This window comes from Paenibacillus sp. FSL R10-2199 (genome assembly GCF_038000235.1).
Classification (GTDB): domain Bacteria; phylum Bacillota; class Bacilli; order Paenibacillales; family Paenibacillaceae; genus Paenibacillus_AQ; species Paenibacillus_AQ phytohabitans.
In genome coordinates this window covers 4,463,336-4,484,256 of record NZ_JBBOBO010000001.1, presented here as the reverse complement: position 1 = coordinate 4,484,256, position 20,921 = coordinate 4,463,336, and the positions used below count along the sequence as shown (strand labels likewise).

The following is a 20,921-nucleotide window of genomic DNA, read 5'->3' as shown; positions in this document are numbered from 1 at the left end:
AATTATTTGTTTCGTTTCAACCACTTGCTGATAAATCCCTTGATGCCCTGTACTTTAGCGGTTTCTACTGAATCAACAGCCAGATAGCTCAGCGCAAGCCGGTGCACATCTTTAGCTGCTATACTGTTCGGAAAAGCCACTGAGAATGGAATTTGTTTCTTCACTGCCTGAACTACATGGGGATCACTGCTTATATAGCCCAAAAACGGGAGTTCGAGCTGCAGAAACCGGCTGGCGGCCATGCGGATTTTATCACTGGTCACTCTTGCTTCCCGTTCATCCCCCGCCTGATTGACAATCAGCCGGAATGAAACCTCAGGATGCGAATTATGAACAACTTTCATCAGCGCGTATGCATCCGTAATGGCGGTTGGCTCAGGCGTCGTGACAACCATGCAGTCATCTGCAGAAGTGATAAACTTCATCGTTTCCTTCGACAATCCAGCCCCTGTGTCAAAGAGTATAAAGTCCATCGTGTCGGCAATTTGCGCAATCTGAGCGGTAAAGTAGTCCAGATCAGCTTCTGAGAGTGAGAACAGCTCATCCATACCGGAACCGCCTGCGATAAAAGGTAAAGAATCCGGACCCAACTGAATGATCTGTCCGATATCGGCTTCCCGCTTAAGCAGATGGTACAGATTGTATTTCGCTGACACGCCCATTAGCACGTCAATGTTAGCCATGCCGATATCGGCATCGAACAACAGAACTCTCCGCCCCAGGGATTTCAGTGCAAGTGCAAAGTTAAGGGTGAAATTCGACTTTCCGACTCCCCCCTTTCCGCTGCATACGGTAATGATCCGGGCAGAGACTCCGCTGCCGGTGAGCTGCCTGGAATCCTGGCTGGATACTAACCGTCTTAAAGCTTGCGCCTGATCCATCACTCGCCCCCTGTTCCCAGCAGCATTCCGGTAATCTGCTCTCTGGTAGCCATCAGAAGATCATCAGGAACATTCTGGCCATTCGTAATATAAGAGAGCTTTAGCGGAAAATCATTCAGAACATTGAAGAGCGGGCCAAAGCTGCCTGTTTCATCCAGCTTCGTGAAAATAACCTTATCCAGCGGGTATCTGCCAAAGTGCTCAGCGATCTTTTTCATGTCGCGGCTTTTGGAGGTCAGGCTGAGCACCAGGAAGGTTTCGCTTTTGAGCTCCTTGGCAAGCAGACTCTGCAGTTCGGCCACCAGCATTTCATTGCGGTAGTTCCGGCCTGCAGTATCCATAAGTACCAGATCACAGCCCTCCAGGCGGAACATGGCTCTTTGCAGATCCCCGGGCGACTGGACAACCTCCAGCGGCATATTCAGAATGGATGCGTATGTTCTAAGCTGCTCGACTGCTGAAATCCGGTAGGTGTCCGAGGTAATCAGGCCCACTTTGCGGCCCTGCTTAAACAGCTGCTCCGCCGCCAGTTTGGCAATGGTCGTTGTCTTGCCTACACCTGTAGGTCCGGCAATGTATACGATCTTTGTATCCGGAGCAATTCCTTTGCCGATGCGTCCGGCCAGGAATTCACCGATCTGCTCTTCCAGCGCCTCGCCAAAGCGATCAGCACTCCAGCCGCTGCCTTCTCCCCGGTAGCGCTCCAGAACATTTCCAATCCATTCATCCACAAGTACAGCATCTGTTTCCTGATCAATCAGACGGCCTTTGAGCACTTCCAGCGCATCCGGCAATTCAGCTGCCCCGGAGGAATAACGCGCGATACGTTCCATCCAGTGCTTCATATCCCTGATTTCACGAAGGACATCGCTCTCTTGTGCAGGAACACCGCCAGGGGCAGGCTCTTCAGCGGCAAGTGAATCATAGATTGCCGAGAGAGCTCTGCGGCTCTCCTCCGGAGTTGAAACCGGCTGCGGCACGTTGGCGGGTTCGACTGCCGTAATGTCCGGCTCATATGTCTTCGACAGTGCCGGGAGCACAGCAACCCCTCCGCCGCCCTGATCACCATGATCAGAAAGTGCAGCGGCAATCTCGGCAAATGATCGGGCTGATGTTGTTTCTTTCACCGGCCCAGCCTGAGGAGCAGATGCTGAAGCCGCCTTTTGGTAAGCTTGCGGAACAGCGCTTCGTGGTATATTCATCGGTTGAGCAGGTGCTTTCTCCGGCACGGCCGGCTTCTGCGTATTCTCAACGGCTGCCACGACTTCAATTTTCTTTTTGGTGAACATGCCCATAAATCCGCCGACTTTAACCTCTTTGGTGCTTAAAATGACGGCGTCGCTTCCAAGTTCGCTGCGGATGGAATGCATGGCGTCAGGCATCGTATCGACCACATAACGCTTCACTCTCATAAATTCACCACCCCAACGCTTTGAATTTCAATATTTGGCTCGAGCTCGCTGTAAGACAATACCGGGATATCCTGCATCGTCCGTTCAATCACCTGCCGCAAGTACATTCTAATGGTAGGAGATGTTAAGACGATCGGCTGCTGTCCGGATTGCAGGAGACGGTTGATCTGCTCCGTAAGCCGCTGATAGACGGTTTGAGTGGAAACAGGATCAAGTGCCAAATAGCTGCCTTGCTCTGTCTGCTGAACACTTTCGGTAATCTTCTTTTCAAGTGTGGGACCTACCGTAATTACACGCAATGTTTCACCCGATTGTGAGAATTGCTGTGTAATCTGCCTGGACAGGGACTGCCGGACATATTCCGTCAGAATATCAGGATCCTTGGTGTATGTGCCATAATCCGCCAGAGTCTCGAAGATCGTTACCAGATCCCGGATGGAAATCTTCTCACGTAGCAGCTTGCCAAGGACTTTCTGAATATCACCAACCGCCAGTATGGAAGGAATGAGTTCGTCCACCAGAACGGGATAGTTCTCTCTGAGATTATCGACCAGCTGTTTGGTCTCCTGGCGTCCCAGCAGCTCATGACCGTGACGTTTGATTAGCTCTGTCAAATGCGTGGCTACAACAGAAGGCGGATCCACTACGGTATAACCGGATAATTCCGCACGTTCTTTAACAGATTCATCAATCCATAATGCAGGTAATCCAAACGATGGTTCGATAGTCTCAATCCCGCTAATCGACTCGTCATCATAACCGGGACTCATGGCAAGATAGTGATTAAGTAATAATTCACCGCCGCCAACGTTATTTCCTTTAATTTTGATGACATATTCATTCGGTTTTAGTTGAATATTGTCGCGAATACGAATAACCGGCACGACTAGACCCATCTCAAGCGCACATTGCCGTCGAATCATGATGATACGGTCTAGCAGATCGCCGCCCTGTCCCGTATCCGCCAAAGGGATCAGGCCATAGCCAAATTCGAACTCGATCGGGTCAACCGTCAGCAGATTAATGACACTTTCGGGACTGCGCACTTCTTCAATCTGCTTCTCCTCTACCAGCTGTTCATCGGCAATCTGCTGCCTGCTGGCCTTCTGCCCCATGCTGTAGGCCGCATAAGCCATCAGACCCGCCAGAGGCAATGTAGACATCACCGTGATCGGGGTGAAGAAACCCAGAAAAGCAATGGTCACTGCTACAATATATAGAAGCTTCGGATAAGACAGCAATTGTCCAGTCAGATCCTCAGCCAGATTGCCTTCCGAAGCCGCCCGGGTTACGATCAGACCGGAAGCGGTGGAAATAAGCAGTGCCGGAATCTGGCTGACCAGGCCATCCCCGATCGTCAGTATGGAGTAGGTTGAAAGTGCATCCTGGAAGGACATTCCGTGAATTGTCATCCCGATAATAAAGCCGCCGATCAGATTGATCAGCAGGATGATAATACTGGCAATGGCGTCACCTTTAACGAATTTACTCGCACCATCCATGGCTCCGAAGAAATCCGCTTCGCGCTCAACATTACGCCGGCGTTCACGCGCCTGCTGCTCATTGATCATCCCTGCATTCAAATCCGCATCGATACTCATCTGTTTACCAGGCATCGCATCCAGTGTAAAGCGTGCCCCCACCTCTGCAACGCGCTCAGAGCCTTTGGTGATAACAATGAACTGCACAACAACCAGAATCAGGAAGACGATGAAACCTATAGCGATTTGTCCCCCTGCAATCCAGCTTCCGAATGTAGCTACCACCTCACCTGCATGACCATCACCAAGAATCAGTTTGGTGGTGGAGATATTCAAGGCTAACCGGAACAGTGTAGTGATCAAGAGTAATGAAGGGAAAATCGAGAACTGCAGCGGATCCTTCGTATTCATTGCGACCAATATAATGGTCAGGGCTATTGAGATATTGACAATTAACAGTACATCCAGAAGCCAGACAGGGATGGGCAGAATCATCATAAGCACAATGCCGATAACGCCCAGTAGAACTGTTAGATCTCTAGCTTTCAATGTCCTTAACCTCCCCCGGCTTATCTCCTCTTACCTTTAAGCTTGTATACATAGGCCAGCACTTCGGCAACAGCCTGGAACAAATCGGCCGGAACCACATCACCGATTTCCGCTCTCTGGAATAGCGCCCGTGCCAGCGGCTTATTCTCCATAGTCACAACACCATGCTCCTTGGCCAGCTCCCTGATACGGAGCGCCACATAATCCTGGCCCTTGGCTATAATCTGCGGAGCCTCCATTTTGGAACCGTCATACTTCAGGGCAACCGCAAAGTGGGTCGGGTTTGTGATGATAACATCAGCCTTAGGGACCTCCTGCATCATCCGCTGCATCGCCATTCTGCGCTGGCGTTCCCTGATTTTACCTTTAATGATGGGGTCGCCCTCCATCTTTTTGTACTCGTCCTTAATATCCTGCTTGGACATTTTCAGACTTTTCTCATGCTCGTATTTCTGATAGATATAGTCCAGAACGGCCATGATAAAAAGAGCCGCCGCAATCTTGATGCCCAGGCTCATGGTCAGCTTCGCAGCGAAGCCGAACACACTTTCAGCACTAACACGTGCGAGGGAAGCGAAGCTCTCCTTCTCCCCCCAGAGCGTGCTGTAGACCAGATAGGCTATCAGCACCAGCTTGAAGATCGACTTGAGGAACTCAACAAACGAACGCATGGAGAAAATATTCTTGAAGCCTTTGATCGGATTGATCTTCTCGAACTTAGGTGTAATCCCTGCACCGCTAGCCATAAAACCCACCTGCGCGAAGTTGGCCACAAGCGCCAGAAGGAAGGTGATGCCCAGCAGGGGAGCCAGCAGAATCAGAATCTGCAGCCCGTACTGGTTGAACAGCTTGGAGATATTCTCCGCTGTTACTTCCATCATCATCCGGTTCTGAAACACATCTGTGAACAGCTTGACAAAGCGTTCTTTCATGAAACCGCCGAAAATGCTCAGCGACAACAATGCCGAGAACAGCACCACTGCGCCAGACATCTCCGCGCTCTTGGCAACCTGCCCTTTCTTGCGGGCGTCCTGCCGTTTCTTCGGGGTGGCCTTCTCAGTCTTATCTCCCCCGAACAGCTGAAGATTTAATTTATATCGTTTTGGCTTAGCCATGACACTCTCTCCTTACCGTTACCTAAGGACTCTTCCCCACGAGGCCAAGTAAGTTATGCATGGACTCAAACATAATGTCGAAGAGATTCTGGAACAGCACAGCCAGCCCCGGCATCAGTATAAGAAGCAGCGCCAGACCTACAATGATTTTGAGCGGAACCCCGATGACGAACACATTATATTGCGGAGCGGTTCTCGCCAGAAAGGCCAGACCCACATCCGTTAAGAATAATGCGGTAACCAGCGGCGCCGACATTTGAAAGGCCAGCATGAAGGATTGTGCGAAGGTGCGTATCAGGAATTCCGACAAGCTTCCGTCGATCATTTTGAGGAACAGGTCATTGTCGATCGGCACCCATTTATAACTGTAAACAATGGCATCCAGCAAATAGTGATGTCCGTTCATCGCCAGAAACAGCAGCAGCGCAATCATATACTTGAAGTTACCGATGATAGGAGCAGATGCACCAGTCATCGGGTCAATTACATTGGCGATACCAAACCCGATCTGAATATCGATAAAAGAACCCGCCGTCTGAATCGTCATAAACATCAGATACGCGACAAATCCAAGCAGCAGTCCGATTAAAGCTTCTCTGACGATCAGCAGAATAAAATTGAGATCCTGCGGAACGGTGACGTTCATCCCGCCTGAACTGAAGATAACCATGGAAACAAAAAAAGACAAACCAATTTTGAATGTTGTCGGCACACTTTGCGAAGAAAAGACAGGGACGACAACAAAAAAGGCTGTAATTCGACAAAAAATCAGCAGAAAGACAGGAAAACTTTGCAGCAGGGTCTCTATATTCATAATCTCAACCGATATACATATAGAGGCTGCCCAAAATTTGACTGGTGAAATCCACCAGCTTCGTTATAATCCACGGACCGAATAGCAGTAATGCGAGCAGTACGGCAACGATTTTGGGAACAAACGCCAGGGTTTGCTCCTGAATCTGGGTTGTGGCTTGAAATATACTGACGATCAGTCCTACCACCAGACCAAGAATCAGCATGGGTGCGCTGGTTTCCAGCACCAAATATACGGCTTGGCCGGCTAGACCGATAATAAACTCCGCATTCATCCCTTACGCCTCCTCTTAAGGGTCAGGTGTTAAAACTTAGCAGCAGTGATTTGACTACTAGGTACCAGCCGTCCACTAGCACAAAGAGCATAATTTTGAAAGGCAAGGATATCATGACCGGCGGCAGCATCATCATCCCCATGGCCATTAGCGTACTGGATACTACGATATCAATAATGAGAAAGGGTATAAAAATCATAAAGCCCATCATAAATGCTTTTTTCATCTCACCAATCGCAAACGCCGGTACCATAACTGTCAAAGGGATATCATTGTAGCTGGCCGGTTTGACCGTTGCATTGTTGCCGGTATAGTTCATGAACAGCAGCAGGTCCTTGGTATTGGTCTGCTTGAACATAAATTCCTTCAGCGGTTCCTGCGCTTTATTGAGCGCCTCGCTCTGGGTCAGCGTGCCTTTCATATACGGCTGTAAGGCCGTTTCATTCACTGTTGCCAGTGTCGGTGACATAATGAACAGGGTCAGGAACAAAGCCAGTCCCACAAGCACCTGGTTTGGGGGCATTTGCTGCGTACCGAGCGAAGTTCTTACGAACCCCAGTACGATCACTATCCGGGTAAAGCTCGTCATTAACACCAGAAATGAAGGAGCTATGCTCAGAACCGTTACCAGCAGCAGTATGGAAATTGAACTCGTGCCACCGCTTGCAGTATCGTTATCACCGACCTGAATACTAATGTTGGGAATAGGATCCGCGTGAACCGGATGCAGAAGAACAATACTGAATATACCTAGAAGCAGTAACGAAAGAATCAGCTTTTTTTTCATAAATCCCTCGACTCATTCTTAAGGTCTTCATCCCGCAGCAGCTCTTCGAGCTTCTCTTTACGCTCAGGCGCAAGCGCAAGCTTGGACTGCAGCGTCTCATAGAAAGACGAAGTCTCATTAAGTTCAATTTCCTGGGACGGGACTTCACCGCGCAGCTTGGATTTGATTTTGGCGATAAGCGGTGTAATAAAATTGTCAGTTCCTGACGTTTGATCTTCGAATGCGGAAATGATTAAAGCAACTTCTGCCGGATCGGTAATTTTATCCATCATGGATATATTCTCACCCACTCCGATCAGATAGAGGCTGCCGCCGAGTTCGATGATCTGAATCGACTTATTCGGACCGAGCCCCATCGCACCAAGTGTACGGATGGAACGGCCGCTCATCATTGTCTGATTGCGGCGTCCCAGAAAACGGATCAGCAGCACGATAAGAATGACAATTACTGCAAGAACAAATACAACTTTGAGCAAATTCAGCAGGGCATTACTACCGTCTCCGAGCGTTCCGGAATTGGCTAACATACCTGATTCCTACACACCCAACGTTTTGTTGATAGCTTCAATTACACGGTCAGCCTGGAAAGGCTTAACGATAAAGTCCTTCGCTCCGGCTTGAATTGCATCAATGACCATAGCCTGCTGACCCATGGCTGAACACATGATGACTTTGGCATTGGCATCTACTTTTTTGATTTCTTTTAGGGCGGCGATTCCGTCCATTTCAGGCATGGTGATATCCATCGTGATCAGATCCGGACGCAGTTCCTTAAATTTCTCTATAGCCTGTGAACCGTCCTGGGCTTCACCCACTACCTCAAATCCGTTCTTCGACAAAATGTCCCGGATCATCATTCTCATAAATGCTGCATCGTCCACGATTAGAATTCGGTTAGCCATTTTTACAAAATCCTCCCTAAGTATGCTTATTGTAATTTTTGTATACGGTCCCACTGGCTGACGATATCCGTAACGCGGACACCGAAGTTTTCGTCTATAACTACGACTTCCCCTTTGGCAATGAGCTTGTTGTTAACCAGAATGTCAACAGGCTCGCCCGCCAGTTTGTCCAGTTCGATAATCGAACCTTGCGACATTTCCAGAATATCTTTGATCTGCTTCTGGGTCCTTCCTAATTCTACGGTCACTCTCAGTGGTATGTCCATCAATAAATTTAAATTATTTTCGTCAATATTGCCAAAAGCCCCTGCACTGAGGTTGGCAAATTGTACCGGCTGCACATTCACATTGCGATTAGGTGCAGAATTCTGCGGCGGCGCCTGCGGATATGGCATTCCTTGAGGCGGCATTCCGTAAGGCGGCATACCCGGCATTCCATAGGCTGGCATACCGGCCGGAGGATAATAATAGCCACCTTCAGGCATTCCCGGATATGGAGGCATCCCCTGCGGCGGATATTGAGGAGGGATCCCTCCAGGGTCAGGTGTCGGCATCTGCTGCTGTACCGGAGGTGCTGCCGGAGCAGGTTCTGGTGCGGCGGCGGGTTTGGGAGGTGTTGCGGTCGACGTAACGGCCGCTTCCTGGTCAGCCTGGCTGACATCGCCCAATAGCATGGTCACCATGTCTTTGGCGAACGGCACAGGCAGCAGCTGCATAATCGTGGAATCGATCAAATCGCCGATCTTCAGCCGGAACGAAATCTGGATTAATGTTTCATCATCCGGCAGGCTTCCAACCCCTTCTCCACTGGACATATTTAGAATATCGATGCCCGGAGGAGAAATATTGACGAATCTGTTAAATATAGTCGACATGGAAGTAGCGGATGAGCCCATCATCTGATTCATGGCTTCCTGCACGGCGCTGATATGAATTTCATTCAATTCTTCGTCTTTGGGTTCTCCTTCACCGCCAAGCATTAAATCGGCAATGACCTGTGCATCCCTGATCTTGATGACCAGTGAATTGATCCCCTGGAAACCGTCCACATACTGTACATGAACTGCGACATGAGGTTTAGGGAACGCTTCCTCGAACTCACTGCGGGTAATAATCGATACCTTAGGAGTCGTGATATCAACCTTTTTGCCGAGCAGAGTGGACAGCGCAGTCGCTGCACTGCCGAATGTAATATTTCCAATTTCTCCCAGTGCATCCTGTTCAAAAGGTGTTAAATAATCATCCACTGTCTTCGGCGAGGGAGCCAGGTTACCTTCCGCAGACTGTCTAAGAAGAGCATCTATCTCTTCTTGGGACAAATAATCTTTACTCGTCAAACTCTTCAACCCCTTCGCTGACAATCTCGTCTATTTGCACAGCCACACGTTCTTTGATTATCCCAGGACTTCCGATGAATTTCAGCTTGTCCCCTACCTTGATTGACAGTCCGGAATCCACAGTCTTGTTAAGAGAAATCACGTCGCCGACACTGAGCCCGAGAAATTCAGCAATAGATAACCTCGATTCACCCAGCTCTGCTACTATCGGAAGCTGAGCCCGGTGAACTCTTGCCCGGATGGCTTCAAGCTCTATCTCATCCCGCACCTTCTTCTCGGATACAAACCACTGGTGAACAGACAGCCTCGACATAATCGGCTCAAGAACAACGTGAGGGATACAGAGGTTGATCATCCCGGTGGTATCTCCAATTTTGGTGCTGAGGGAGATAAGGGCAATCGTTTCATTTGGCGATACAATTTGCATAAACTGCGGATTCGTTTCCAGTGCTTCCATCCGTGGATGGATGTCCAGAACTGTCTTCCAGGCTTCCTGCAGACTTTCGAAACATCTGCTGAAAATTCTCTCCATAATTGTCGTTTCGATTTCAGTCAGGGCGTTAATCTTCGAAGGTGCTGTACCAAATCCGCCAAGCAGTCTGTCCAGCATGGCAAAGGCAATATTCGGATGCACCTCCATAACCATTCGGCCCTCTAAAGGTTCGGCTTCAAAAATATTCAGTATCGTCATTTTGGGAATGGAGCGGATAAACTCATCATAAGGGAGCTGCTCTACTTGAACGACACTGATTTGTACAAAAGTGCGCAATTGGGCCGAAAAGTACGTTGTAAGGTAGCGGGCAAAGTTATCATGGATCCGGGTAAGACTGCGGATATGATCTTTGGAGAAGCGTACGGCCCGTTTGAAATCGTAAGAGCGGATTTTTTTCTGGGTTTCTTCTTTTTTTAGTTCATCGGCATCCATTTCACCGGATGAGAGTGCAGCGAGCAGAGCATCAATTTCATTTTGTGATAGTACATCAACCAATTTCAATCACCCCCCCATCAAAGAATTATCCCGCCAGCAGTTACATTGGTGCCAAGATGAATTTGGTGAATTCGATCTGGGTAATCGTGCCTTCAGTCAAATTCTTATTGATTATGTTCACCAGTTTGCTGCTGAATTGATCTTTGCCGCTGGCCCCGTTTAAATCCTCAGGCCGGGCATCGGCAATCGCTTTGATAATAAGCGGTGCAATTTTAATAGCTTTTATCTTTTCGAATTCTTCCTTGGACTTCGCTGAATCTAGCTGAAACGCGATGTCAACTGAAAGGATATAATCGGGATCGGCAAGATTAGTTTTGATATCAGTGATCTCCGCCGTCAAGGCGACGATTTCATCCGCGCTTAGTCTCTTGGCTTCCACGTTCTGGACAGCCTGATTTACATCATTCGCATCACTGGGGAAAAACCTGTCCATTAGTAAAAATGCGGCTACTACAATGAGCGTAATCGCCAGTAAAATCGTAATGAGCCATGGCATCATCTTCTTCATGAAAGCTCCTCCATCGATTGGACTTTAATGGTGGCAGCATGTGTGCCTATGTCCCTGTTGTATTCCTTAATCTTCTCAATGACTTCATCAGCCTTTTCAAGCACAATCAGCCTTTTGCCGGTTACGAGCGTGATATACGTATCCGGGGATTCTTCAACCATTTCAACCAGCAGGGCATTTAACCACATCGCCGCCCCATTCAATCTTGTTACCGAAATCATAACAGGCCTCCTAACAAAATAGGGGGAGGAGTCCCCCCCACGACTATAATAACAATACCGCCTCAGGCGGAAAGTTACTATTATACAGCAAGTTTATGACTAACCCTCATATTCTCAAAAACTTAACGCTTGAGGTTAACAACTTCCTGGAGTACTTCATCTGAAGTTGTAATAATACGTGAGTTCGCCTGGAAACCACGTTGTGACACGATCATCTCCGTGAACTCGTTCGTCAGATCGACGTTAGACATTTCCAGCTGGCCGGCAACAATTGAGCCTGTTCCTACTTCAGCATTGTTGGCAGTAGTCGGTTCCAGCGCTCCCTCTGCGTTGGCATTCAACGTCATCCGGTACAGATTGCCGCCGATTTTCTCAAGACCTTGCGGGTTGCTAACTTTGGCAACGGCGATTTGAACCCCTTGTTCAGTCGTCCCGTCAGCCATCGTCTGAACAATGGTACCGTCACTGGAAATAGAGAATGCGGTAGCCTCTTCAGGCAATTGAATGGATTCCCCATCAACACTCACGACATGAAGGCCATCGGAAGTAATGAGATTACGGTTAGAATCCACATGAAAATCTCCTGCGCGCGTAAGGAAAGGCGTCTCCTGATCATCCGTGAGTTTTACCAGGAAGAATCCGTCTCCGTCAATCCGCAGATCCGTAGGGTTATTAGTAGTCATGGCACTGCCCGCCAAATGCATCGTGTCCACAGAACCAATGCTTACCCCTAGCCCGATCTGTTTGGCATTAACCCCGCCTTGTCCGCCTTCAACAGGTGCCGTAACACCGGATACCGTCTGGCTCATGATGTCCTTGAACATTACGCGGCCTGATTTGAAGCCGATGGTGTTGACGTTGGCAATATTGTTACCGATAACGTCCAGCTTAGTCTGGAACCCGCGCATACCTGATACTCCTGAATACATAGATCTTAACATTATTTGTCGTCCTCCCGGATTTAGAGTCTTTGTAGACTCTTAAAATTAGAATGATGGAAATTGGAGTGATGCCCGCGTCAGTCGGTCGGCGGACATTCCGGCTCTCCAGTTAGGACCAGCCGGTTCATGAAATAATTACTGCACTGTCAATCTGCGTAAATACATTATCTTTCATAGACTTCCCATCCATAGCTGTAACTACGGTACGGTTCGCAACACTTACGATTAACGCCATATCTTTCATCAGGATCAGCGATTCTTTGCTGCCCTTGGCTGCTGCCTTGTCTACCGCAGACGAGATTTGGTCTAATTGGCGGCTGCCAAGCTCAATCCCCCGCTGTTCAAGCCGCTTTGCCGCATGATTGCTGAACTTCAGCATATTCTTCTGCAGCACGCTCTCAAATGAAGCTTCAGAGCTTACAGAGCTCTTGGCTGACTGCTGACGTTGCAGCGTTGAAGGGTGTACACTCGCCGGATACAGCTGGCCTATTGTCAGTCTGTCGCTCATGTGGTCGCCCCGCTCTCCCCGCCGCCCGTTGAAGTACCACTGCCCGCTGCCGGTTCAGCAGAGGGATTCTGAATTTGTGTGATATCTGATAAGGCGATCCGCTCACTGCCTACAACCGCGTACTGTACACCGCTGCTCACAACAATGGATTCTACATTGCCTGATTTCGGTAATTTGGTTTGGATATCCATCCAAGTGACATCTTTGCCGATCAGACCGGATACAGAACCTAGTGACTGATTCAGTGCCGTAAGCTGGGTGGAAATGTTCATTAGCTGTTCGACAGATGAGAACTGGGCCATCTGGGCGATAAATTCCTTATCCTCCATCGGCTGCATCGGGTCCTGATTCTGCAGCTGGGTAATCAATATTTTAAGAAATTGATCCTTGCCCAGTGTCGAGCTGCCTGTTGTCTTGGTAGTTGAATTATCCGAAACGTAATTCCATGAGTTACTGCCGGAAACGGGATTCGTTGTTGCCATTTCATTTCACCTCGCTTGTCCAGTTATTATACTTTGGCCGAAAAACTGCCGTTCTGATTATTATCTTGCTGCGTTGCCGAGACCCAATCTTTCCATTCTCCATTAAGCTCTGCGGCAAGCACCGCATCTGCTGATTCTTCCTGGCGCTCTCTAGAGCGTCTGCCCTGCTGTTGTCCGCCAGCTCCCGTCTGTTGACCCTGCTGTCCGGTCCATTGTGACTGAGCCGATGGGTTGTTCTGGGTTACCTCAAGCCTTTCTACCTGAAGGCCTTGGGACTGTAAAGCTAAACGAAGCTGGTTCATCTGCTGCTCAAGAATATCCTTCGTCCCGCTATGCTGGGTCAGGAATTGGGCAACCAGATTACCATTTTGCATCGATATTTTCACATCGACTTGTCCAAGATTCTCCGGGAATAAGGTGATTGTAGCCTCAGCAACTCCGCCCTTTTTGACGATCTCCAATTTACCGCTGATAAAAGTGTTCATTTCCTGAGCGAATTGCTGAACCGGCACTGGAGAGGATGGTGCTTTCAGTGGTGCGGAAATTCCGTTACTGATTGACAACTGGCCTGCTGTAACGATTTCAGGTTCGCCAGCTGATGTTTTGACGGCAGGCAAAGCTTCCTCGGCAGTTGCCGTCTCCTTCACTGGAGCTATACCAGTGGCAGGAACCTGAGGGCTCTCTTCTGCAGTTACGGTTGTACCGTTTACTGCTGCTGGTACTGGAGCAGATTCCGTCTTAACTGCGGCATCTAAAAATGTACGGATGTTTGAAACTACTCTTCTACTATCATCAACATTCTGTTTGGTTTCTGTTCCGGATGCCTGCTTAAGCGATGATGACGAAACCTCTGTTGTACTTACTGTCTTAAGCTTGGGTTTGTTATCGGCAGGCACGCTTTCAGCCAGAATAGCCGAGAATTGATTCAACAGTGCAGCACCTTTGGCTGCTGTTTCTTCACTTCCGCTTACAGCTGCATCCTGAACCAGTTGGACCAGGCTGTTCAGCTCATCCTGGACTGCAAAGCGCAGGGTTTCCGGGTTCTGGGCAAGAGGCGACAGACCTGTTGATGCTACTGCTCCAGTGTCTGATGCATCTGTCTGTTCAGCCGGAGTATTACCGGATAAGAGCGCCGACACTTGAAGAATCCACCCTTGAAGAGCAGCAAGCAGTGCGGGATCAGCCTCCAGACTTGCATCCAGATTCTCCATGTCCTGAGTTAGACCTTCCAGAAGTTCTGATTTCTTGGCGTCCGTACTGGCGGACTCTTCACCCTTGGTCTGTACCGCGTTCAGAAGACCCTGCAGCAAGGAAGCCAGATTGCCTAATACAGGTGCTTCCGTCCCTTTAGCAGTAGTGCCTCCCATGCTTTGTACAAGCGTCTGGGCAAAAGGTGTAGCCGTACTGGCAGTTCCACTGGTACCCGTTGACGTTCCACCGGCAGCAGCCAGGTTACCTGCACTTAATGATTGTACGATTAAACTCATCTTTTTCACCTCCCTTCAAGTGTTATTTACCGCCCATCAGCCGGTTTACAATTTTGGCTGTCTGTGCGCTGTCATTCTTGGTCATCTCCCCCAGGATAGAGGAGCGGACAGTATCACTGACTGTATTCAGTATGGTGATGACCTTATCCGGGCTAATGCTGTACATTGAACCCAGCAGTGTAGCCGCGTCAGCAGCAGGCATTGAGGTAAAAGTCTGGCTGAGCTTCTCCTGATCAAGATTGGCTGAGGCTGCAGCCTTGGTTGTACCGGCTTCATCCTGTTTCAGTCTCGATTGAAGGGCTGCAATAGCCATATCGGTTGAATTCGTTGTTTCTTTTAGCTTTATAGATACATCCGCAGCTTTTTTCGGGTCCATTTTTTCCAGGATGGCCGTTTTGCTGGCATTGCTCATCACACTGAAGATTTGGACCATTTCATCTGTGGTCAAGTTCTCCATAATCGGTGCAGCTTTGGAGGCCTTCATTCCCGCATACAGCTTGGCCAGATCCGTAACCTGCTTGAGATATGGATCTTCCTCTTCCTCCGTTGCTGCAACTGCCGCCGCTTCTTCCTTCATCCCGTCAATCTGCTTCTGAAGCGCCTCAGCTTTGTTAGCCTCGGACGCCTTGTCTTCTTCTGCCTGTTTCAGCTGCGCTGCCTGCGCGTTAAGCTGAGACTTCAGCTCTTTAATTGTGCTCTCCGAACTCGCAGCCTGCTCTTTACTTTCAGCTTGCGGATCATCTGCGGTTTCTCCGGCGGTATCTGAATCCGGATCCGGGGCAGGTTCTGGCACCCATTTCTCCACCACAGGAATCTTGTTCGCAATCTCAAGGACATTATTCCGGATGTCCATATTAAATAGGGTCAACAGTACTCCAAGCAGTACAAGCGTGAAGATGATCGGAATCATCAAGAATAAAAAACGCTCGAATTTACCTGCCGACCCTTCATCTTCAAGTTCCATTTGATTATTTGCCACTAGCGGAAACCTCCCAGGTTAGAGGGATTTCATCGCGAAGCGGACGGTAGCCATCTCATCCAGTTCGTTTTGTTCCCGTAAACTCATATTCTGCAGAAATGCTGTTTGTGCTTTGTCTTTGGCCTTGAGCCATACCTTCTCATCCAGAACCTTGGTACTGAGATGATCCTGCTTGCTCTGAACCTCTATATGCGCCCGGCTGATATCGGAATGCTTGCGGGCAATGCACTTATCCAGATAATCCACATAATCCTGCATTTCGCGAAGCTTAGCCATAGGTGTCTTTTGCTCAGCTGCACTCTGTAAAGACGACATTACCGCATTGCGCTGTATAATTAATTCATCAAGGCTTTTTTCCTGTGCCTGCAGTTCTCCGAGCGCGCTTGAGAGCATCCACTCTGCCTGTGTTTTTTCGTTACCCTTCAAGTCCACCACTTTTTGAAAAGTATAATGGAATCTCATGATCAATCAACTCCTCGAGAACTGTGAAATTAAAGACTGCTGCACATCGCTAAGGGTTACCTTCTCATTCACTTTTTGCTTGGTGAAATCCCAGATGCTGTCGATGTAATGCATCGATTCATCAATTTGGGCGTTCGAGCCTCTTTGGTAAGCTCCGATATTGATCAGATCCTCGGAATCCTTATAGACTGCCATAAGGCGCTTTACATTCTCTGCTGCAGCAATCTGCTCTTCCGGTGCTATATCCTTCATCACACGGCTGATGCTGGAGAGAACATCGATTGCCGGGAAATGTCCTTTATTCGCGATATTCCGGTTCAGGACAATATGTCCATCCAGGATACCGCGCACAGCATCGGCGATCGGCTCGTTCATATCGTCACCGTCAACCAGCACTGTATAAAATGCGGTGATGGACCCTGTGGGGCCAGTTCCGGCCCGCTCCAGCAGTTTAGGAAGACTGGCAAACACCGACGGGGTGTACCCTCTCATTGCAGGAGGTTCACCTACCGCCAGCCCAACCTCGCGCTGAGCCATGGCATAACGGGTAACCGAGTCCATCATCAGCATGACATTCAGTCCGCGGTCTCGGAAATATTCGGCGATTGTAGTGGCAATCAAGGCACCTTTGATCCGGATCAGCGCCGGCTGATCCGAAGTAGCCACGATAACCACCGAACGCTGCAGCCCTTCCGGCCCCAGGTCGCGCTCAATGAAATCAAGCACTTCTCTGCCCCGCTCACCGATAAGGGCAATAACATTCACATCTGCCGAAGTGTTACGGGCGATCATTCCCATCAGTGTACTTTTGCCGACACCAGAGCCTGCAAAAATGCCGACCCGCTGTCCTTTACCGATGGTGAGAAGTCCGTCAATCGCTCTGACCCCGATGCTGATAGGTTCAGCTACTCGCGGACGGTTAAGCGGGTTGGAAGGAATGTTGAAGGTCGAGCTGTGCGGCATTCGGGCAGGAATGAGTGAGCCGTCAAGCGGCTGGCCCAAACCGTCAAGCACCTTGCCCAGCAGCTCCGAGCCTACCTGTACACTCAGCGGCTTGCCTGTGCCGACAACATCACAGCCAGGCCCGATGGCCTGCAGTTCTCCAAGCGGCATCAGCAGCACCTTGTTGTCACGAAATCCGACGACCTCTGCCTGAAGCGGCTTAGTTCCTTTGGCGGGATAAATAAAGCACACATCACCGATGCTGGCATCCGGGCCTTCCGACTCCACCATCAGTCCGATGACCTGGGTAACCTTGCCGTTAATCCGGACCGGGTCAAAATTACGCAGCTGTTCTTTGTATCTTCCGCTGTCAAGCATCGTCTTCCCCATTTCTGTGTTCACCTACGTCCAGGGCGATTCGCAGCAGTTCTTTTTTGATCTCAGCCAGCTGGGTATCCACACGTGCGTCGATGCTGCCAAAGGAGGAGCGGATGACACAGCCCTGATCCTTAACCGTTGAATCCGGAAGAATCTGCAGCTCAGCCTGTGAGTCCACGGCGAGTGAAAGCTCTTCTCGCGCTGCGTTGACAAACGCGAACTGTGCCGGAGAGACACATAAGGAAATCAACCCCTGCTCGCGCTTGCGGGCCAGATTCTTGCGGATCAGCTCCATTGCAAATTGCGGTTCCACGGTCAGCTGCTTGTCCACTATTTTCTCGGCGATATCGCAGCTCAGCTCTACCAGAAAAGGTTCAGCTTCCTGAATAATCACATCTCTTGCCCGGTACGCTTCCTGAAGTACAGTTCTTGCTTCCTCCATCATCTCGGCAAGCCGCTGGGACATCTCCTGCTCCGCATGGGCGAGACCTTCCTGGTAGCCTTGCTGAAACCCTTCGGACTTGACGGCTTCCACAAGATGCTCGTCCTGCTCCCTGCGCTGCCGCCACCATTCTTCAGCTTCATTCCGTGCTGATTCCATAATATTCTCAGCTTCCTGAGATGCACTGCGGACCTGCCCTTCAGCAAACTCCTGGGCATCTTTCAGCATTTGCTTGCGTGCCTGCTCTGCCGCTTCCCTGGCGGGATCCTGATAGTGGACTTCGCCAGGAGCCTCCTCGGCAACAGGATCTTCGGTAAGTCCTGCATGATGTCTGGCCTGCTCCAGCCGCTTCAGCACATCTACCGGAACATATTGAGAATGTTTGATCAGCTTAGACAATAATGTCATCTCCTCCGCCACGGGCGATGATAATTTCACCAGACTCTTCGAGTCTGCGGATCGTGCCTACGATGCGGGTCTGTGCTTCTTCCACATCACGCAGCCGCACAGGACCCATGTATTCCATTTCTTCACGGAAGGTTTCGGCCATACGCTTGGACATATTGCGGAAAATAACATCCCGCACTTCCTCGCTGGCCACCTTGAGCGCGAGCTGCAAATCAGCATTGTCGATATCTTTGATGATGCGCTGGATTGAACGGTTGTCCACATTGACGATATCCTCGAAGACGAACATCCGCTTCTTGATTTCTTCCGCCAACTCCGGATCCTGTATTTCCAGCGAGTCGAGAATGGTACGTTCCGTACCACGGTCAACACCGTTCAGAATCTGTACAATCGATTCAATACCGCCCGCATTTGTGTAATCCTGGGTAACTGTAGCCGACAGCTTCTGTTCCAGAACCCGTTCAATCTGGGTGACCACCTCAGGAGAGGTGCTGTCCATAATGGCTATTCTCCGGGCAACCTCGGCCTGCTTCTCTTGAGGCAGGGAAGACAGGATAGAGGCAGCTTGTTCAAACTGCAAATAAGAGAGTACTAGTGCAATAGTCTGGACATTTTCGTTCTGGATAAAGTTGAGAATCTGGTTCGGGTCTGCTTTGCGCGCAAAATCGAACGGTCTTACCTGCAGCGTCGCCGTCAGTCGGTTAATAACTTCAAGCGCTTTGGCTGAACCCAGTGCTTTCTCGAGTATCTCCTTGGCATAGTTAATACCGCCTTGAGAGATATATTCTTGAGCAAGACAGATTTGATGGAATTCTGACATGATCGACTCTTTCTCCACGCTGTCCACCTTGCGGACATTCGCAATTTCCAGAGTCAGCTGCTCGATTTCCTCATCTCTTAAATGTTTAAAAATTTGTGCCGATACTTCAGGCCCTAGTGTGATAAGCAGGATCGCCGCCTTTTGACGGCCGCTAAGTCCCTGCTGGCTAGCTTTTGCCATTCCTTCACCTCTGTTCTTCAGCAAGCCATGTACGCAGCAGGTTTACGAATTCATCCGGCTTTTTCTTCGCCAGACTTTCCAGCTGCTTGCGGACCTGACTTTCATTCGTCACGCTCTCCATATTAATAGAAGGAAACTCGGTAGGAACCTGCAGCGGAATATCATCTTCCGCTTCTTCCTCCTGCTTATTCTTGCGGCTGCGGTAGATGAGGTAACCGCCGCCCGCACCGACCAGCAATGCGGCTCCGCCAATTGCCCAGATCATCCAGTTAGCCAGTCCGCCGGATGCTGCATCCGCCGCCGTACTGCCAAATTGTTGCGAGAACACCGAAACTTTTTTGGTTAAATCGGCGTCTGTATAAGTAATACCTGAATCTGCCAACGAAGCACGGACAATATTGACCAGAATATTCTGGATCGCCGCTGAAGTTGTATCATCCAAAGTTGTTTGCCCATTAGGTGGTTCAACTGCTACATTAATGGTTAAATCTTTAACAGTATATGGGCTTGCAATAATATCTTTGGTGATTCGATTCACTTCATAGTTCCTGGTCTCCGACGATTCCTCAGAAGAAGAAGTACCCGAGTCAGTCCCCGAAGGATATCCAGAGACATCTTCCGACCCTGTACCAGCAACCCCACCGGATGTATTCCCTTGACCCGAATAAGTATTGCTGATAATTTGCGAACTGATCTCAATCCCTTTCATATTCTCCGCATCTACCGGCAGTACGATTTCTTCCTGACGGTTTTCCTTATCGAAATTGAGCTTGGAGAACACCAGAACATCCACTTTATCGGGACCCGTGAGCGTACTCAGGAATTGCTTGACATCTTTCTTGACATCATCTTCGAATTTCTTCTGCAAAGCGAAGTTCTCTTCAACCTGGCTGGACACGCCAGCTTGTCCGCCTTTGGATGTCGGCATCAATTCGACTTCATTATTAGTAATCGTAATGTTGTCAACCGGCAAATTCGGCACAGCGGTCTTTACGAGATTGAAGTACCCGTCGATATTATCCTGTGTAGGCCTAAATCCGGGATTGAAGCTAAGCACCACGGAAGCCAACGCTTTCTCCTGATCCTCCTGAGAGGCAAACACAGTTTCCTTCGGCAGGGTAATCAGAACCTTGACATCTTTAATCCCCTGCATTCTTCTCATCAGCTGCTCAACTTCGCCGTTAAGGGCATTATTATACTTCACGTTGAATTCACTGTCTGTAGTCCCAATCATCGAAGAAGATTCATCAAATACTTTGTACCCGATCGAACCTTCCTGTACGATCCCCTGCGAGCCAATGGCTATCTTGATGCGCGCGGCGTCAGTACTGGGTACTGATATACTCTTTCCATCCGGACTTAAACGGTAAGGAATCCCCGAAGTATCCAAATAAGTCATAACTCCCGCGGAATCGGTACTGTCCAGATCCTGAAAAGCAACTTCATATTCTGTCTTTGATAATTGCATGGTCAAAACTACGATTATTATTATGATGATAAACAGAGTGGAGAAAAACAATATTTTCTGTTTACCGCTGAATCTGTTCCAATACAGGGTGATCTTCTCCCGGTACTGGGCCAATCTTTCATTCACAGTGTCACCCCATCCGAAACGTAGCTAGG

General features: G+C 49.3%; 23 protein-coding genes. All 23 read right to left on the bottom strand.

What is annotated here, in order from left to right; genetic code table 11:
- Positions 1-2 precede the first annotated feature (2 nt).
- The 23 genes from NYE33_RS19495 to fliF all read right to left on the bottom strand — a co-directional run bounded on the left by NYE33_RS19495 (position 3) and on the right by fliF (position 20,892).
- On the bottom strand, positions 3-884 hold the full coding sequence (locus NYE33_RS19495) for a MinD/ParA family protein (RefSeq protein ID WP_341067083.1): 882 nt from the start codon (positions 882-884) through the stop codon (positions 3-5).
- Positions 881-2,293 (bottom strand): flagellar biosynthesis protein FlhF, encoded by a 1,413-nt coding sequence (gene flhF, locus NYE33_RS19490; protein ID WP_336103209.1) that lies wholly within the window; start codon positions 2,291-2,293, stop codon positions 881-883. Before flhF ends, NYE33_RS19495 begins: the two co-directional genes overlap by 4 nt.
- On the bottom strand, positions 2,290-4,272 hold the full coding sequence (gene flhA / locus NYE33_RS19485) for a flagellar biosynthesis protein FlhA (RefSeq protein ID WP_371916295.1): 1,983 nt from the start codon (positions 4,270-4,272) through the stop codon (positions 2,290-2,292). Before flhA ends, flhF begins: the two co-directional genes overlap by 4 nt.
- Positions 4,273-4,343: 71 nt before the next feature.
- The gene (gene flhB / locus NYE33_RS19480; protein WP_039295197.1) at positions 4,344-5,438 is read right to left on the bottom strand and encodes a flagellar biosynthesis protein FlhB; all 1,095 of its coding nucleotides are present in this window, start codon (positions 5,436-5,438) and stop codon (positions 4,344-4,346) included.
- Positions 5,439-5,460: 22 nt separating this feature from the next.
- A complete protein-coding gene (gene fliR, locus NYE33_RS19475; RefSeq protein WP_039295194.1) occupies positions 5,461-6,252 on the bottom strand; it encodes a flagellar biosynthetic protein FliR in 792 nt (263 codons plus the stop codon).
- Positions 6,253-6,256: 4 nt separating this feature from the next.
- Positions 6,257-6,526: a flagellar biosynthesis protein FliQ gene (fliQ, locus tag NYE33_RS19470; protein ID WP_036692523.1), complete on the bottom strand. Its 270-nt coding sequence runs from the start codon at positions 6,524-6,526 to the stop codon at positions 6,257-6,259.
- Positions 6,527-6,548: 22 nt separating this feature from the next.
- A complete protein-coding gene (gene fliP, locus NYE33_RS19465; RefSeq protein ID WP_039295192.1) occupies positions 6,549-7,313 on the bottom strand; it encodes a flagellar type III secretion system pore protein FliP in 765 nt (254 codons plus the stop codon).
- Positions 7,310-7,840, bottom strand: a complete 531-nt coding sequence (locus tag NYE33_RS19460) for a flagellar biosynthetic protein FliO (RefSeq protein ID WP_039295189.1) — start codon at positions 7,838-7,840, stop codon at positions 7,310-7,312. Before NYE33_RS19460 ends, fliP begins: the two co-directional genes overlap by 4 nt.
- A 9-nt stretch (positions 7,841-7,849) precedes the next feature.
- On the bottom strand, positions 7,850-8,215 hold the full coding sequence (locus NYE33_RS19455; RefSeq protein ID WP_019910416.1) for a response regulator: 366 nt from the start codon (positions 8,213-8,215) through the stop codon (positions 7,850-7,852).
- A gap of 26 nt (positions 8,216-8,241) precedes the next feature.
- Complete coding sequence (fliY, locus tag NYE33_RS19450; protein WP_042138148.1) at positions 8,242-9,552, bottom strand: flagellar motor switch phosphatase FliY; 1,311 nt, start codon at positions 9,550-9,552, stop codon at positions 8,242-8,244.
- Complete coding sequence (gene fliM / locus NYE33_RS19445) at positions 9,542-10,540, bottom strand: flagellar motor switch protein FliM (protein ID WP_042138150.1); 999 nt, start codon at positions 10,538-10,540, stop codon at positions 9,542-9,544. The genes fliY and fliM overlap by 11 nt, the downstream gene beginning before the upstream one ends.
- Positions 10,541-10,580: 40 nt before the next feature.
- Positions 10,581-11,048, bottom strand: coding sequence for a flagellar basal body-associated FliL family protein (locus tag NYE33_RS19440; RefSeq protein WP_039295180.1), 468 nt, complete (start codon positions 11,046-11,048; stop codon positions 10,581-10,583).
- Positions 11,045-11,269, bottom strand: coding sequence for a flagellar FlbD family protein (locus NYE33_RS19435; RefSeq protein ID WP_039295177.1), 225 nt, complete (start codon positions 11,267-11,269; stop codon positions 11,045-11,047). The genes NYE33_RS19440 and NYE33_RS19435 overlap by 4 nt, the downstream gene beginning before the upstream one ends.
- Before the next feature lie 122 nt (positions 11,270-11,391).
- Positions 11,392-12,210, bottom strand: a complete 819-nt coding sequence (gene flgG, locus NYE33_RS19430; RefSeq protein WP_076246937.1) for a flagellar basal body rod protein FlgG — start codon at positions 12,208-12,210, stop codon at positions 11,392-11,394.
- A 124-nt stretch (positions 12,211-12,334) separates the two neighbouring features.
- The gene (locus NYE33_RS19425) at positions 12,335-12,718 is read right to left on the bottom strand and encodes a TIGR02530 family flagellar biosynthesis protein (protein WP_039295171.1); all 384 of its coding nucleotides are present in this window, start codon (positions 12,716-12,718) and stop codon (positions 12,335-12,337) included.
- Positions 12,715-13,200 (bottom strand): flagellar hook assembly protein FlgD, encoded by a 486-nt coding sequence (gene flgD / locus NYE33_RS19420; protein ID WP_341067077.1) that lies wholly within the window; start codon positions 13,198-13,200, stop codon positions 12,715-12,717. The genes NYE33_RS19425 and flgD overlap by 4 nt, the downstream gene beginning before the upstream one ends.
- A gap of 26 nt (positions 13,201-13,226) precedes the next feature.
- Positions 13,227-14,687, bottom strand: a complete 1,461-nt coding sequence (locus NYE33_RS19415) for a flagellar hook-length control protein FliK (protein ID WP_341067074.1) — start codon at positions 14,685-14,687, stop codon at positions 13,227-13,229.
- Positions 14,688-14,709: 22 nt separating this feature from the next.
- Positions 14,710-15,666, bottom strand: coding sequence for a magnesium transporter MgtE N-terminal domain-containing protein (locus NYE33_RS19410; protein WP_231575158.1), 957 nt, complete (start codon positions 15,664-15,666; stop codon positions 14,710-14,712).
- A gap of 18 nt (positions 15,667-15,684) precedes the next feature.
- Positions 15,685-16,128: a flagellar export protein FliJ gene (gene fliJ, locus NYE33_RS19405; RefSeq protein WP_039295167.1), complete on the bottom strand. Its 444-nt coding sequence runs from the start codon at positions 16,126-16,128 to the stop codon at positions 15,685-15,687.
- A gap of 6 nt (positions 16,129-16,134) precedes the next feature.
- A complete protein-coding gene (gene fliI, locus NYE33_RS19400) occupies positions 16,135-17,448 on the bottom strand; it encodes a flagellar protein export ATPase FliI (protein WP_042141293.1) in 1,314 nt (437 codons plus the stop codon).
- Positions 17,441-18,289: a FliH/SctL family protein gene (locus tag NYE33_RS19395; RefSeq protein ID WP_042138157.1), complete on the bottom strand. Its 849-nt coding sequence runs from the start codon at positions 18,287-18,289 to the stop codon at positions 17,441-17,443. The genes fliI and NYE33_RS19395 overlap by 8 nt, the downstream gene beginning before the upstream one ends.
- On the bottom strand, positions 18,282-19,298 hold the full coding sequence (gene fliG / locus NYE33_RS19390; protein ID WP_042138160.1) for a flagellar motor switch protein FliG: 1,017 nt from the start codon (positions 19,296-19,298) through the stop codon (positions 18,282-18,284). Before fliG ends, NYE33_RS19395 begins: the two co-directional genes overlap by 8 nt.
- A gap of 4 nt (positions 19,299-19,302) precedes the next feature.
- Positions 19,303-20,892, bottom strand: a complete 1,590-nt coding sequence (fliF, locus tag NYE33_RS19385; protein ID WP_042138161.1) for a flagellar basal-body MS-ring/collar protein FliF — start codon at positions 20,890-20,892, stop codon at positions 19,303-19,305.
- Between the last annotated feature and the right edge of the window lie 29 nt (positions 20,893-20,921).

What these genes read in the sequence shown, in the direction of transcription:
- NYE33_RS19415 (WP_341067074.1), bottom strand. Translation starts at nt 14,687, where the DNA reads ATGAGTTTAATCGTACAATCATTAAGTGCAGGTAACCTGGCTGCTGCC.
- fliR (WP_039295194.1), bottom strand. Translation starts at nt 6,252, where the DNA reads ATGAATATAGAGACCCTGCTGCAAAGTTTTCCTGTCTTTCTGCTGATT.
- flhB (WP_039295197.1), bottom strand. Translation starts at nt 5,438, where the DNA reads ATGGCTAAGCCAAAACGATATAAATTAAATCTTCAGCTGTTCGGGGGA.
- flhA (WP_371916295.1), bottom strand. Translation starts at nt 4,272, where the DNA reads ATGATGATTCTGCCCATCCCTGTCTGGCTTCTGGATGTACTGTTAATT.
- flgG (WP_076246937.1), bottom strand. Translation starts at nt 12,210, where the DNA reads ATGTTAAGATCTATGTATTCAGGAGTATCAGGTATGCGCGGGTTCCAG.
- fliQ (WP_036692523.1), bottom strand. Translation starts at nt 6,526, where the DNA reads ATGAATGCGGAGTTTATTATCGGTCTAGCCGGCCAAGCCGTATATTTG.
- fliG (WP_042138160.1), bottom strand. Translation starts at nt 19,298, where the DNA reads ATGGCAAAAGCTAGCCAGCAGGGACTTAGCGGCCGTCAAAAGGCGGCG.
- fliJ (WP_039295167.1), bottom strand. Translation starts at nt 16,128, where the DNA reads ATGAGATTCCATTATACTTTTCAAAAAGTGGTGGACTTGAAGGGTAAC.
- flhF (WP_336103209.1), bottom strand. Translation starts at nt 2,293, where the DNA reads ATGAGAGTGAAGCGTTATGTGGTCGATACGATGCCTGACGCCATGCAT.
- fliP (WP_039295192.1), bottom strand. Translation starts at nt 7,313, where the DNA reads ATGAAAAAAAAGCTGATTCTTTCGTTACTGCTTCTAGGTATATTCAGT.
- NYE33_RS19425 (WP_039295171.1), bottom strand. Translation starts at nt 12,718, where the DNA reads ATGAGCGACAGACTGACAATAGGCCAGCTGTATCCGGCGAGTGTACAC.
- NYE33_RS19455 (WP_019910416.1), bottom strand. Translation starts at nt 8,215, where the DNA reads ATGGCTAACCGAATTCTAATCGTGGACGATGCAGCATTTATGAGAATG.
- NYE33_RS19460 (WP_039295189.1), bottom strand. Translation starts at nt 7,840, where the DNA reads ATGTTAGCCAATTCCGGAACGCTCGGAGACGGTAGTAATGCCCTGCTG.
- flgD (WP_341067077.1), bottom strand. Translation starts at nt 13,200, where the DNA reads ATGGCAACAACGAATCCCGTTTCCGGCAGTAACTCATGGAATTACGTT.
- NYE33_RS19440 (WP_039295180.1), bottom strand. Translation starts at nt 11,048, where the DNA reads ATGAAGAAGATGATGCCATGGCTCATTACGATTTTACTGGCGATTACG.
- fliI (WP_042141293.1), bottom strand. Translation starts at nt 17,448, where the DNA reads ATGCTTGACAGCGGAAGATACAAAGAACAGCTGCGTAATTTTGACCCG.
- NYE33_RS19435 (WP_039295177.1), bottom strand. Translation starts at nt 11,269, where the DNA reads ATGATTTCGGTAACAAGATTGAATGGGGCGGCGATGTGGTTAAATGCC.